The organism is Nonomuraea sp. NPDC001684 (assembly GCF_053596515.1).
The window spans coordinates 1-11,499 of sequence record NZ_JBSFGJ010000298.1; the positions used below are offsets into that span (position 1 = coordinate 1).

At 71.2% G+C, this 11,499-nt stretch carries 14 protein-coding genes, 1 tRNA gene and 1 pseudogene; 5 read left to right on the forward strand and 11 right to left on the reverse strand.

Translation table 11 applies throughout. The features are described 5' to 3' along the window. The 3 genes from ACWCSD_RS36195 to ACWCSD_RS36205 all read right to left on the reverse strand — a co-directional run. Window positions 1–416, reverse strand: a 416-nt coding sequence (locus ACWCSD_RS36195; protein ID WP_449921753.1) for a hypothetical protein, incomplete at its 3' end; no start/stop codon positions are given. 6 nt (window positions 417–422) lie between these two features. Continuing rightward, window positions 423–968, reverse strand: coding sequence for a hypothetical protein (locus ACWCSD_RS36200; protein WP_358293686.1), 546 nt, complete (start codon window positions 966–968; stop codon window positions 423–425). Window positions 969–1,039: 71 nt separating this feature from the next. Beyond that, window positions 1,040–1,468: a hypothetical protein gene (locus tag ACWCSD_RS36205; protein WP_352358106.1), complete on the reverse strand. Its 429-nt coding sequence runs from the start codon at window positions 1,466–1,468 to the stop codon at window positions 1,040–1,042. Between the two features lie 90 nt (window positions 1,469–1,558). Between ACWCSD_RS36205 and ACWCSD_RS36210 the strand changes: the two genes are divergently transcribed. Further along, window positions 1,559–1,632: transfer RNA gene (locus ACWCSD_RS36210), tRNA-Pro, on the forward strand. An 81-nt stretch (window positions 1,633–1,713) separates the two neighbouring features. Here the strand turns inward: ACWCSD_RS36210 and ACWCSD_RS36215 are convergent. Further along, complete coding sequence (locus ACWCSD_RS36215) at window positions 1,714–2,124, reverse strand: tyrosine-type recombinase/integrase (RefSeq protein WP_449921756.1); 411 nt, start codon at window positions 2,122–2,124, stop codon at window positions 1,714–1,716. Window positions 2,125–2,550: 426 nt separating this feature from the next. Between ACWCSD_RS36215 and ACWCSD_RS36220 the strand changes: the two genes are divergently transcribed. After that, window positions 2,551–3,018, forward strand: coding sequence for a GNAT family N-acetyltransferase (locus ACWCSD_RS36220; RefSeq protein ID WP_449921758.1), 468 nt, complete (start codon window positions 2,551–2,553; stop codon window positions 3,016–3,018). 36 nt (window positions 3,019–3,054) lie between these two features. Further along, window positions 3,055–3,429, forward strand: coding sequence for a VOC family protein (locus tag ACWCSD_RS36225; protein WP_449921760.1), 375 nt, complete (start codon window positions 3,055–3,057; stop codon window positions 3,427–3,429). 22 nt (window positions 3,430–3,451) lie between these two features. Here the strand turns inward: ACWCSD_RS36225 and ACWCSD_RS36230 are convergent, their stop codons facing one another. The 7 genes and pseudogenes from ACWCSD_RS36230 to ACWCSD_RS36260 all read right to left on the reverse strand — a co-directional run bounded on the left by ACWCSD_RS36230 (window position 3,452) and on the right by ACWCSD_RS36260 (window position 10,074). Further along, window positions 3,452–4,555, reverse strand: a complete 1,104-nt coding sequence (locus ACWCSD_RS36230) for an Acg family FMN-binding oxidoreductase (protein WP_449921762.1) — start codon at window positions 4,553–4,555, stop codon at window positions 3,452–3,454. Window positions 4,556–5,062: 507 nt separating this feature from the next. Beyond that, window positions 5,063–5,641: a hypothetical protein gene (locus tag ACWCSD_RS36235; protein ID WP_449921764.1), complete on the reverse strand. Its 579-nt coding sequence runs from the start codon at window positions 5,639–5,641 to the stop codon at window positions 5,063–5,065. Window positions 5,642–5,804: 163 nt separating this feature from the next. After that, window positions 5,805–6,077, reverse strand: a complete 273-nt coding sequence (locus ACWCSD_RS36240; protein ID WP_449921766.1) for a DUF4342 domain-containing protein — start codon at window positions 6,075–6,077, stop codon at window positions 5,805–5,807. After that, window positions 6,074–6,463 (reverse strand): CBS domain-containing protein, encoded by a 390-nt coding sequence (locus tag ACWCSD_RS36245; protein WP_449921776.1) that lies wholly within the window; start codon window positions 6,461–6,463, stop codon window positions 6,074–6,076. The genes ACWCSD_RS36240 and ACWCSD_RS36245 overlap by 4 nt, the downstream gene beginning before the upstream one ends. An 84-nt stretch (window positions 6,464–6,547) precedes the next feature. Then, window positions 6,548–6,601, reverse strand: a pseudogene (locus tag ACWCSD_RS36250) (hypothetical protein); the annotation flags it as partial. Between the two features lie 103 nt (window positions 6,602–6,704). Beyond that, window positions 6,705–7,385 (reverse strand): CBS domain-containing protein, encoded by a 681-nt coding sequence (locus ACWCSD_RS36255; protein WP_449921768.1) that lies wholly within the window; start codon window positions 7,383–7,385, stop codon window positions 6,705–6,707. A gap of 100 nt (window positions 7,386–7,485) precedes the next feature. After that, a complete protein-coding gene (locus ACWCSD_RS36260) occupies window positions 7,486–10,074 on the reverse strand; it encodes a bifunctional acetate--CoA ligase family protein/GNAT family N-acetyltransferase (RefSeq protein ID WP_449921770.1) in 2,589 nt (862 codons plus the stop codon). A gap of 163 nt (window positions 10,075–10,237) precedes the next feature. Between ACWCSD_RS36260 and ACWCSD_RS36265 the strand changes: the two genes are divergently transcribed. Next, window positions 10,238–10,651, forward strand: coding sequence for an Hsp20/alpha crystallin family protein (locus ACWCSD_RS36265; RefSeq protein WP_449921772.1), 414 nt, complete (start codon window positions 10,238–10,240; stop codon window positions 10,649–10,651). A 128-nt stretch (window positions 10,652–10,779) separates the two neighbouring features. Further along, window positions 10,780–11,499: type I glyceraldehyde-3-phosphate dehydrogenase (locus ACWCSD_RS36270; protein ID WP_449921774.1), on the forward strand; the 720-nt coding region annotated here is incomplete at its 3' end.

The window sequence follows — 11,499 nt, forward strand, 5'->3', positions numbered from 1 at the left end:
CCGGACAGCACGTCCCGGGAGGTCTCGTGCCCGGGCGTCTCGTCGGCGGGGACGCCGGCGTGAGCGGGGTCGGGGTCGGGGACGGGGTCGGGGGAGCGGTGATCGGCACCGTGTCCCAGAGGGGTCTCGCGGTGCGGCTCGGTCGGCAGGTCGCCGGCGTCGCCGGTGCTCGCGTAGGGGTCCTTGTAGGACGGCTCGTCGTCATGGTCCCGGTCGGGGACCGCGGGGGCGTACCCGTGGCTCGCCGAAGTGTGACCGGCGTCGTTCGGGTAGCCGCCGTCGTGCCGCCCTGTGGTGTCGTCGTAACGGTCGTCGGACCCGTCGGTGAGGTCCCTGTGCTCGTCGTCCCTGCCGGCCTCGTCCGACCGCTGCGACGGGACCTTGAGCTCGTCCTCGCTCCTTCTGCTGCTGCTCATCTACGTTCACCGCCCTCGCGTGGTCTCGTGCAGCAGTTCCTCGAACAACGCGCGGTAATGAACCATGGCCTGCCGGAGCTCCTCGGTCGAGGCTTCCTTCCTGGCCGCCCGCCCGCTGATCTCGTGGGCCGTCCTGTAGTGGTCGAGAGTGGCCGCGTGCCCGACCGACAGATCGGACAGCCGCTGCTCGAAGTCGTCCGTGGGGTAGCCGCGGTCCGCCATCACCGAGGTGACGAGCTGGTCCGCCTCGGTCACCGCGAACCCGGGAGCGTCGACGAAACGCTCCTGGACCTCGGTCCACCGGTTGGCGTACGCGTCGCGCGTCTCCTCCGGCAGCGGCCGGATGTCGAGCTCGGAATGGCGCTGCTCGCGGGCGATGAGCTCCCGCTCGGCCTCACGCCGGTTGTCACTCTCGGCCACCGTACGCTCGTACTCAGGGCCGAAACGTTCGCGGAGACGGCTGCGGCGTTGCTGCTGTAGCACGACATAGCCCACTGCGGCGAGCGCCACCACCGCGACCACGACGACGGCCACCCAGATCAAGGTGGTCATTGATGTTCGCCTCCGGTCTCTGTAATGAGACCTGCGACTGCCCACGATCAAGGCCGTCGAAACTCGCGTGCTCAGTGAGCTGCAAGCCCTTTCCTGGCGGCCTCCAGCACCGTCGCGACGTGCGAGCCGGCAGGTGACGCCGGAACCTCACTGAACCCCTCAGCCGCGTCGTACCGGACGTCCAGCCCCGCGTCCACGAGCCGCTGCGCCCATCGCAGCGCCGTGTTCAACCGCTCCGCCGCCGGCGGCTTCCCCTGCGCCGCCGCCGACAGGTTCCGCAGATTGGTGGCCGGCCCGGACTGCGCGTGCACGCGCGCCAGCTTCCACGGTACGGCGGCACTGTGGTCGAGCATCGGCTTGGCCAGCCCGGCGGCCCGCTTGGCCTGGAGCACCCCCGACTCGGACACCCCGAAATGAGCGGCCAGCTCCTGCACGCTCATCCCGCCGGCCACCAGCCGCGCCAGCTCCGCCCGATCAACGCTCGGCCTCCGCCCCACCACGCCCTCCGCTCCCGCTTTCCGTGTACGCGCCTACCTCCGATGTGCGCTAAGGTTATGACGTCCCGCCCCGCAGGGGGCGGCCGACACAACCGGGACGTAGCGCAGCTTGGTAGCGCACTTGACTGGGGGTCAAGGGGTCGCAGGTTCAAATCCTGTCGTCCCGACGGTTGTAAAAGGCCGATTGACTTGGGTGTAAACCCAGATCAATCGGCCTTTTCTCGTGCCTCGATCTTGAGAGTGATCTCCTAGGCAACTCGCAGCTGGGGACCACTTGGGGACCACGTCGCCGCCATGTGCGCGCTGAGCGCATTCCCGGCCTCGGCGATGGCGCCGAGGTCCGGATGGAGGTAGCGCTGTGTAGTCGTCAGAGAGCCGTGGCCGGCGATCTTGCGAAGGACGTGGAGGGGAACCCCCGCGTCGGCCATCCACGTCAGTCCGGTATGGCGGAGATCGTGACGGCGAAGATGTTCGTAGCCGAGCTGGGTGACGACCTCGTCCCAGTGCGTCCCGTCGCGGAGGACCGCGGTGCTGATGCGACCACCCCGTGGCCCGGTGAACAGCCGGACTGCAGGATCATGGGCATCGACGGCTGCGAGCCGGTTGGAGACCAGGCCCCGGATCTCGTGGCATCTGTACTGGGCCCCCGGCCCCCGCACGTGTCCCCGGCCGCCAGGTAGCGGGATGAGAGGTCACGAGTGCGGCTCGTGAATGCTTCGGAGCGGGTGTGGCTGGTTGGGTGGCGTCCCTGCTTGATCGTGTTCGTGTAGGAGACGGTCGGGTGGAGGGTGGGTTCGGGTGCCGGAAGAGCTGATCGTGGCGTGGATTGGGAGGCGGCACGTGGGTGAGCTGCCCACGGCTGCGGTGGGGATTACGCGGCCGGTCAGGTGGAGCGGATCGTGGGCGCGGGCAGGGCGCGGTCCGAGCGGGAGTTCTGCCTGCATGTGCTGAACGACGGTGGCGAGCTGCCCGTGCTTGGCATCGGAGGGGCGAGGCAGAAATGCCGTGGAGCTGAGCCGGGTCCGGACCTTATGGTCGAAGGGCATTGGCAGCAGGTGCTTCGGGGCGCGTGGTCTGGGGGTGCGATGGTGGCGGTCGATTGGTTCGAGGGGCCGCGTGAGGCGCTGGCCGGCCTGTTCGAGCTTGCGGACGACTCACCGGCGGCGGTGAGCCGGTACCGCGAGCTGGGGCGGGTGCTGGTGGCCCGAGACGGCGTGACCGTCATCGGCCACCTGCAGCTCATCGAGGGTGAGCGAGCTGGGGAGGCGGAGGTCAAGAGCCTTGCGGTTCGGGAGGATCGTCAAGGTGCTGGAGTCGGTCGGATGCTCGTGGAGCGCGCGGTGGCGGTCTGCCGGCAGGAGCATCGGCCGACGCTTCTCGTCGCGACCGCGGCTGCCGATACGCGCGTGCTGGGCTTCTATCAGCGGCTCGGGTTCCGGCTGTTGCGCGTGGAACGGGATGTCTTCACCTCCCAGGCCGGCTATCCCGCGATGGAGGTGGACGGCATTCCGCTGCGGGACCAGGTCTGGCTCTCCCTTGACCTGCAGAGCTAAGCCAGCGCGGGAACGGTTGCGGCGACGGGGCTTCGCGTGGCGCGACACACCGAGCGCCTGGACGAGCTCGCCGCGTTCTACCGCGACGGTCTCGGGCTGACCGAGATCGGCCGCTTCCGCGATCACGACGGCTATGACGGGGTGTTGCTCGAGGTACCGGGAACCGGGACCCACCTTGAGCTGACCACCGGTGGCGGTCATGGGGCTCCCTCGCCGCATCCGCAATCGCTGCTCGTGCTCTACCTGGGCGAGGAGGAGGCAGTGCGGGCCGCCGCGAGCCGCCTTGCCGCCGATCCCGTCACACCCGCGAACCCGTACTGGGCCGCGTACGCGACAACGTTTCAGGACCCCGACGGCTTCCAGGTCGTCCTGGTACCCGAGCGCTGGGAGCCCGGCGAGGTCGCGCGATGACCGCGCTGACCGATGCCGATCTTTACCTGCGCGGCGCCACGACGCTGCTCGCCTCCTGGCAGGAGTACGCCCGCGGAGCGGCCGAGGCGGCGGTCCCTCGCTTGCCCGGCGTCGCCACGGCATGCTCGGGAGCGGAGCATCGCGTGTCCGCCCTCGGGGTTGGGGGAGGTCCCGCCTCACAGGAGCCGTCCGTCAAGAGCTCGGTCACGGGGCGGCGGGGAGCGCGGGGCACCATCTCGCCGTATCCCAGGCGCATGATCATCTGGGGGTGGCCGCGCCGGTGGTGCGGGTCTTGGCGTCGCCGCATGTCACGCAGGTCGAGGGGCTGGTTGAGGTACGAGGCCGAGACCCAGTGCCCGGTCGCCACCAGGAGCACCCGCTGAAGTGCTTGCCCGGCGCGCAGCCAGTCCAGCGGCTCGTCGCCGGCGGTGGTGAGGACCGCGAGCTGCGGACGGGGCTCGAAGCGCGCGCCGCCGATCCGGCGGCCGTAGTCGCGGACGGGGTCCACGTCGCCGGTCGCGACCGGTCCCTGCACGTACGAGGGCACGCCGTGGCCGCCTGTCCAGGCGGCCAGCTCGGCCAGGTACTCCTCGTCGCGGGCCAGCTCGTCCTGTGCCAGGGCTGCGTAGTCGAGCAGGTCGGCGGACGAGCGCTCGTCCAGGAAGGACAGCCTGGCGCCCTCCAGGGTCGCCGCGACGCGCATCTCGCTCAGCACCGGCGCCGGGATGAGCCGGTCGCTGAACGGGGTTCTGTTGGTGCGCCGGATGGGGATGAGGCCGTACAGGTGGCGTTCGTCCGACGTCGCCGGGGCATGCGCGCCGATCGTGACGCGGGCCAGCAGGTCTGGTGCGTGCTGGGGTTCAGGCAGCAGGCGTACGACTGGGCTGCGACCGGTGGCCCGGGCCGCGATACGGAGGTTGAAGAGCGCGGCGCCGCAGCTGACGTGCAGGGAACGGCCGCATGGGTCGCTGACCCGCAACCAGCGGTCCCAGTCGGCGAGCAGGCCTATGACGTTCCCATGGCGTACGGTGAAGCGCCACGGCTGGGTGTTGAGCACCGAAGGCGCCTCTCCGGCCGCCACGAGCAGCCGCCTGACGGCGAGGTCGGTGGTGAGTGCAGTGGTCATGACGCACCTCCTTGGAACCCACGCTGCCCTCCGCCCCCGCGAGGCGGCAGAGCCAGAAGTCCCGCCGAACGTCTCACAACGGGCATTCGCGCCAGCGGCGTCAAGGCAGGGTCCACCTCAGGACGAAGGCCCCGCGCAAGAGGAGAATGACGCCTCCGGATGTCCCGCGCCCTCTGGACGACGGTGAAGTCAGGCAGTCGGAACGGAGTTCGTCATGAGATGCGGGCTCGGAGTGGTGGTGGGCTCCGAGAAGTCGCCGTCGGCGGCGCGGGCCCTCATCCGGGGCGCGGCCGAGGTTGCGGCGCGGGGCTGCCGCTGACCGTGTGTCGCGTGTGGGAACGGCCTCATCACGAGTGGCCCGGTGAACTGGGGCCGCTCGACTTGGCACGCAGACCGGCGCAGCGCCGGGTCAAGGAGACGTGGAGTTCGTCGACGAGCCGGTGCGCCCGGCCCTGCTGGGGACGGCGCGGAGGGCGACCCTGCCGGGGGTGTGAACCGCCGGGATCCTCAGTGCTTGTGCGCTTCGGCCAGGGCCTTGATGGTGATCAGCTGCCTGCGCGTCACCAGGAAGTCCGCCGACTCCGACAGCAGCAGGTAGACCAGCCCGCGGAGGCCGGGGCGGCAGCGGATGCGGAGCCGGAACAGCAGGCGGCTGTGCTCCTCCGTGCCGAGCAGCACGATCGCCCAGCTCACGGTCACGTGGAAGGCCCGGATGGCGAGCACGATCTCACGTCCGGGGACGATACGTTCCACCGTGTAGCCGATGCCCGACGGAGGGGTGCGCAGCAGGTCGCCCACCTCAAGTCGCTGCAACTCCGGGACGATGCGATCCGCGCTGGGACGGCCGTCGTTGGTGATGTGGTCGTAGGCGTACCAGCCCGCCCGGGGATGGCCGCCCATCTGCACGAGCCATGGCCACACGGCTTCGGGAGGAGCGTTGACGCTGATGGCGCGGGTGGCGCCGATGTGCGGTCGCGGGACGATGTCGTCGCCGGGCAGCCGACGGGCTGCTTCGCCCTCGGTGGCGCCCCAGCGCAGCAGCCGGGGGTGGACGAGCAGGAGATAGGCGGCCGGCAGGAGAAGCATCGGTCGGAGCAGGCGGCGGAATGCGTGGCAGGCGTCCATGTCTCGATGGCACCAGGTCCGGTGGGCCGAGGGCAGGGGCGAAAGGCGGTGACCGGGGGCCGATGGTCCCGACATGGCTTCCCCGCCACCGGCACGTACGGAGGATGGCGGGGAAGAGGTGCGGTCAGACCTGTGGTGGTACGTACTGCTCGTCCTGCGGGTGGCGTTCGACCTGGATGGACCACTCGGCGGCGGCAGCGGCCATGGCGGCCACGGCCGTGACGACGGGCGCGGCGACCAGCGCCACCATTCCGACCGTGACGGGCACCTCCATCACCGTGTGCCCGTGCGAGTCCTTGACGATGATCCTGCGGACGTTGCCCTCGTGGATCAGGCTCTTGACCGTGTCCGCGAGCTCGCTGCCCTGGACCTTGACCTCTTCGCGGGTGATTGTCATCTCGCTGCTCCCCATCTTCGGCTGCTCCCAGCATTCCGGCGGCGGGGGCGTGCGAGCAGAGGCCAAGGTCCTGCTCCAGTAGGGGCGATCAGCCCGCCGCCGACAGCGCGGTGCCGGGCCGCCGAGGCCACGCCGTCGTGGACGGCGACGTCCCGGCTCGGGCCGTTCGGGTACTGCTCGCGCAGCGCCGCCTCGACCTCCTGGCGCAGGTCCTCGTCCGTACGGGCGAGCATGGCCATCAGGTCGCGGCGGCTGACCATGTCGGCGATCCGCGAGCCGGTCACGACGGGCAGGCTCTTGACCCGCTTGCCGACCATGAGGTCGATGGCGACGGTGACGTCGGTGGTCTCGGTGACGGTGACGACGTCGCGGGTCATGACGTCCATGACGCGGCGGGGCAGCGGCTCGCGGGACGCGGCGGCCGGGCGGACGGTCGCGCGGGGATCGGGCTCGAACTCCCCGCGCAGCAGGTCCAGCTCGCTGACCACGCCGACGAGCCGTCCGCCCTCGTCGACGACGGGGCGGCGGTGATGTCGTGGCCGTGCAGGACGCGGACGGCCCGCCGTACCGGATCGCTGTGGCGGACGGTGACTGCCGGGCTGCTCATGACCTCGCGGACGAGCATCGCTATCTGGCCTCCCACTTGGAGTCGTCGGTCTTCCAGCTCAGCTTGTCGACGACGTCGACCACGCCGTTGACCCGGCTGGTCATGCGGACGGCGATGCCGGTCTCGGTGCGGCGGTCCATCCAGCCGGACAGCGTCACGACTCCCTGGCGCACCTCTACCCGCACGCCGGCGGTGTCCACCCACAGCTTCTGGTCCAGGATCTCGTCGCGCACCTCGGCGGCGATCTCCTCGTCGGGACGCAGGAACAGCTTGACCAGGTCGCGGCGGCTGACGATGCCCTGGAGACGGCCGTCGCGGTCGACGACGGCGAGGCGCTTGACGTCATGGGCCTCCATCAGGCGGGCGGCCGAGACCGCGGACGCCTCGGGGGAGACGCTGATCGCCGGGCTCGTCATCAGCTCGGCGGCGGTGTCGCCCTCGGCCTTCTGGCGTCCCTTGGCGTGGCGCAGCCGGGCGCGCAGCGGGGGACGGTAGCCCTCGCGGTAGAACTGCTCGCGGAACTCCTCCTTGCGCAGCAGGTCGGCCTCGGACACCATGCCGACCACGTGCTGCTCGTCGTCGACGACCGGGACGGCGCTGATGCCGCCGTTGATGAGCGCTTCGGCGATGTCCTTGAACGGGGTGGCGGGGGTGACGGACACGACCTTTCCGGTCATCACGTCCGCGACGGTCATCTTCATGGGGGTCGGCTCCTTCCGGGGGCTTCGTTCCTGCCTTCAGCACAGCCCATGTCGAGCCGGGCTAGCAGGGCCGGAAGTCCCGAGCGGGCTCGGCCGTAGGTCAGCGCAGGCGGCGTAGCAGCGAGGAGGGCGGGGCCTGGGCGGGAGCGACGCGGATGCGGGCGTCCACGGTGGTCGCGCCGTCGCGGGTGACGATGACGGGGTTGAGGTCGAGCTCGGCGACCTGGGGCAGGTCTTCGAGCAGCCGGCCGATCCTGACGAGCTGGCCTTCGAGGGCCTTGACGTCCACGGCCGGCGAGCCGCGGTAGCCGCGCAGGAGGGGCGCGCAGCGCAGCTCGGCGAGCATCCTGGCGGGGTCGGTGACCGGCGGGACGCGGAAGGCGCGGTCGGCCAGGAGATCGGCCGTCACGCCGCCCAAGCCGGCCATGACGAGGGGCCCGAAAGCCGGGTAGTTGACGCCGCCGACGATCATCTCGACCCCGGCGGGCACCATGCGCTGGACGATCGCGCCCGTCATCTCCGGACCGATGCGCTCCGACATTTCTTGATATGCGCGGCGGACCTCGTCTTCGGTACGCAGGCCGAGCCGGACGCCGCCGACGTCGCTCTTGTGCACCGGGCCGACGGCCTTGAGCACCGTCGGCAGCCCGACGCGGGCTGCGGCCCGGGCGGCGGACTCGCCGTCGCGCACCTCGACCGACTCGGCCCGTGCGACGCCGTAGCAGTCCAGCAGTCGGGCGGCGGCCTGGGGGGAGAGCCACCCGCCCTCCGGCCGCGCCTCCAGCGCAGCCTGGACGATCCGCCGTGCCCCCTCCCTGTCGGCCGCCACGGGGATCGCCACAGGCTCGGGCGTCTGGCGCCACTCGGCGTACTCCACGGCATGAGCGAGGGCCTGGACGGCCTGCTCGGGGAAGGCGTAGCAGGGCACGCGGCCGTCGATCAGCCCGTCGTGGCCGACGACGCAGGCCAGGACGGTCTTGCCCGCCTCCTTGGCCGCCGCGGCGATGGCCTGACGGGTCGCCTCCATCCCGGACCCGAACGGCGGGGTGTAGACGACCAGGACGGCGTCTACGTCCGGCACGGCGGCCACCGCCTGTACGGCGGCGCCGATCTCGTCGGCGGTGGCCTCGGCGGTCAGGTCGACGGGATTGCCGAGCGCGGCGGCGGCCCGCGCGTCCAGCAGTCCGGGCGGCAGTTCGGGGATGGCCAGGCCGCGGCGTTCGCAGGCGTCGGCGGCCATCGCCTGCGGCCCGCCGGAGTTGCCCACGATGGCCACCCGGCGCCCCCGGGGCAGCGGCTGAAAGGCCAGGAGCCGGGCGGCGTCGATCAGTTCGGGCACGCTGTCGAGCCGGATCACGCCGGCGGCGCGGACCAGGGCGTCCACGGCCACGTCGGGGGTGGCCGCGGCGGCGGTGTGGGAGCGCACGGCTCGGCCTCCGGCCTCGCCGCGACCGCTCTTGACCAGCAGCACCGGCTTGCGCGCCCCGACCCGGCGAGCGATCCGCACGAACTTGCGCGGGTTGCCGAACGACTCCAGGTACAGGGCGATCACGTCGGTGTGCGGGTCGTCCTCCCAACATTGGAGGAGGTCATTGCCGCTGACGTCGGCCTTGTTGCCGACCGAGACGAACGTGGAGACGTCCAGCCGCTCCAGCAACGCCGCAGCGACCGCGCCGGACTGCGACATCAGCGCCACCCGGCCCTGGCCGGGATTGTGCGGCAGGAAGCTGGCGTTCAGCCGGGCGGCGGTGTTGACCACGCCCAGGCAGTTCGGGCCGATGAGCCGCATCCCGGAAGAGCGGCAGATGCGCAGTAGCTCCGACTCCGCGCCGGGATGCCCGGCCTCGGCGAACCCCGACGTCAGCACCACCAGCCCGGCGACGCCCGCCTTCGCGCAGTCGCGCGCCACCTCCAGCACCCGCGCGGCGGGCACCGCCACGACCGCCAGGTCCACGCCCTCCGGGACCCTGTCGTGGCAGGCGAGTCCGGCCACCTCGGCGGCGTTGGGGTTGACCGGATGGATTGCGCCGGGAAAGCCGCCGTCGATGAGGTTGCGCAGCACCTTGTGGCCGACGGCGCGCTCGTTCCGGCTCGCGCCGATCACCGCCACCGAGCGAGGAGTGAGCACCCGCGCGAGCGAGGCGCATCCGGCCTCGTGGTCGCGGGACTCGATGCCCGCCCGCAGCCCAGGGGTGGGATCGGCGGCGATGACGATGTGCACGGTGCCGCCGTCGACCCGCTGGGCGACGTCCAGGCCGAGATCGTGCAGCACCCGGAGCATCGGCCGGTTCTCGGTCAGCACGTCGGCGACCAGCTCGCGGACGCCGTGCTCGGCGGCGTCCAGGGCGACGTGCTCCAACAGCAGGGTGCCGAGGCCGTGCCCGTGCGCCGCATCGTCGATGAGGATGGCCAGGTCCGCGCGGCGCTCGTCCATGGGGATGTACTCGGCGACCCCGACCAGCCGGTCGCGCATGGTGGCCACCAGCGCGTGGCCCTCGTACCCGGCGCTCGTCACGCGATCCATGTAGGAATGAGCGGTGTTGCGGCCCCCGGTGAAGAAGCGCAGGTAGGCCGAGCGTTCCGAGGAACGGTCCACCAGCTCGTGCAGGGCGTCCCGGTCGGTGGGAAGCAACGGGCGCACGTGGGCGATGCCGCCGTCGCGCAGCAGCACGTCGTATCCCTCAGGCATGACGGATCTCCCGTTCGCGGTCCTGTCTCTCAGCTTGTCCGGATGGAGGGGATCGCAAGCAGGGCCGAAGGTCATGTCGCGAAAGGACGTCCGCCTCTCCTGGCGCGAACGTGCCGGGCGTGTGCTGGAGAGGTGGGATCGGGACTCACAGAAGGAGGACGTGATGAGCCTGCCAGAGCGGAGAGACGTCAGACTTCCGTTCCCGGAGCTGATGGAATGGCTGGAGCAGCCCATGTTCGGGTTCCGGCCGTTCGGACAGATCCTCCGGGTCGAGGACTACATCGCCGAGGGGCGGTACGTCCTGCGCGCCGAGTTGCCCGGGATCGACCCCGACAAGGACGTCGAGATCGTCGTCGACGACCGTGTTCTGCACATCCGGGCGGAGAAGACCCGCACGACCACCGAGCCGCATCGCTCCGAGTTCGCCTACGGAGCGCTGGCACGGACGGTGACCCTGCCCGCCGCGGCCAAGACCGACGACGTCAAGGCCACCTACGCGAACGGGGTCCTCGAGGTCAGCGTCGGGCTGGCCGAGGAGAAGAAGGCGGCGGGCCGGCGGATCACCGTCGAGCACTGAAGCCGGTCGTGAGCGGACGGGAGGAACCACGAAGCCTCCCGTCCGCTTTCGCGCACGGTGCCGAAGGTCCCGCCCCGTGAGGACCCTCGCCCCTGATGGCCGGCCCCATGCCGCCGGACGATGAAGGCATGAGAATCGGACTCAACGGCTTCGGCAGGATCGGCAGAGCCGTCCTGCGCCGCGCACTGCGCACCGACCTCGACATCGTCGCCGTCAACGACATCACCGACGCGGCCACGCTGGCCCACCTGCTCGCCTACGACTCCACCTACGGCCCGCTCGGCCTGCCCGTCAGCGCGTCCCCGGAGTCGCTGGAGGTGGACGGCAGGACGATCGCCGTCAGCGGGCGGCGCGACCCCGCCGAGATCGACTGGCGCGCCCACGACGTCGAGCTGGTCATCGACGCCACCGGCCGGTTCCGTTCCAGGGACGCCCTGGAGGGCCATTTGAAGGCCGGCGCGCGCCGCGTCCTGCTGTCGGCGCCCGGCAAGGGGCTGGACGCCACCATCGTGCCCGGCGTCAACGACGCCGCGTACGACCCGGCCAGGCACGAGATCGTCTCGCTCGCCTCGTGCACCACCAACTGCGTCGCCCCCATGGTCAAGGTGCTGAACGACCGCTTCGGCCTGGTCCGGGGGTTCATGACCACCATCCACGCCTACACCGGCGACCAAGTGCTGCTCGACGCCCCGCACAAGGACCCGCGCCGGGCGCGCTCCGCGGCCGTCAACATCGTCCCCACGACCACCGGCGCCGCCCGCATGGTCGGCCAGGTGCTGCCGGAGCTCGACGGCCGCCTGGACGGCGTCGCCATCCGGGTGCCGGTCGAGGACGGCTCGATCACCGAC

Excerpts from the sequence above, each read along its gene's own strand:
- ACWCSD_RS36200 (WP_358293686.1), bottom strand. The coding sequence starts at position 968 with ATGACCACCTTGATCTGGGTGGCCGTCGTCGTGGTCGCGGTGGTGGCG.
- ACWCSD_RS36220 (WP_449921758.1), top strand. The coding sequence starts at position 2,551 with ATGGTGGCGGTCGATTGGTTCGAGGGGCCGCGTGAGGCGCTGGCCGGC.
- ACWCSD_RS36230 (WP_449921762.1), bottom strand. The coding sequence starts at position 4,555 with ATGACCACTGCACTCACCACCGACCTCGCCGTCAGGCGGCTGCTCGTG.
- ACWCSD_RS36235 (WP_449921764.1), bottom strand. The coding sequence starts at position 5,641 with ATGCTTCTCCTGCCGGCCGCCTATCTCCTGCTCGTCCACCCCCGGCTG.
- ACWCSD_RS36240 (WP_449921766.1), bottom strand. The coding sequence starts at position 6,077 with ATGACAATCACCCGCGAAGAGGTCAAGGTCCAGGGCAGCGAGCTCGCG.
- ACWCSD_RS36245 (WP_449921776.1), bottom strand. The coding sequence starts at position 6,463 with ATGGACGTCATGACCCGCGACGTCGTCACCGTCACCGAGACCACCGAC.
- ACWCSD_RS36255 (WP_449921768.1), bottom strand. The coding sequence starts at position 7,385 with ATGAAGATGACCGTCGCGGACGTGATGACCGGAAAGGTCGTGTCCGTC.
- ACWCSD_RS36260 (WP_449921770.1), bottom strand. The coding sequence starts at position 10,074 with ATGCCTGAGGGATACGACGTGCTGCTGCGCGACGGCGGCATCGCCCAC.
- ACWCSD_RS36265 (WP_449921772.1), top strand. The coding sequence starts at position 10,238 with ATGAGCCTGCCAGAGCGGAGAGACGTCAGACTTCCGTTCCCGGAGCTG.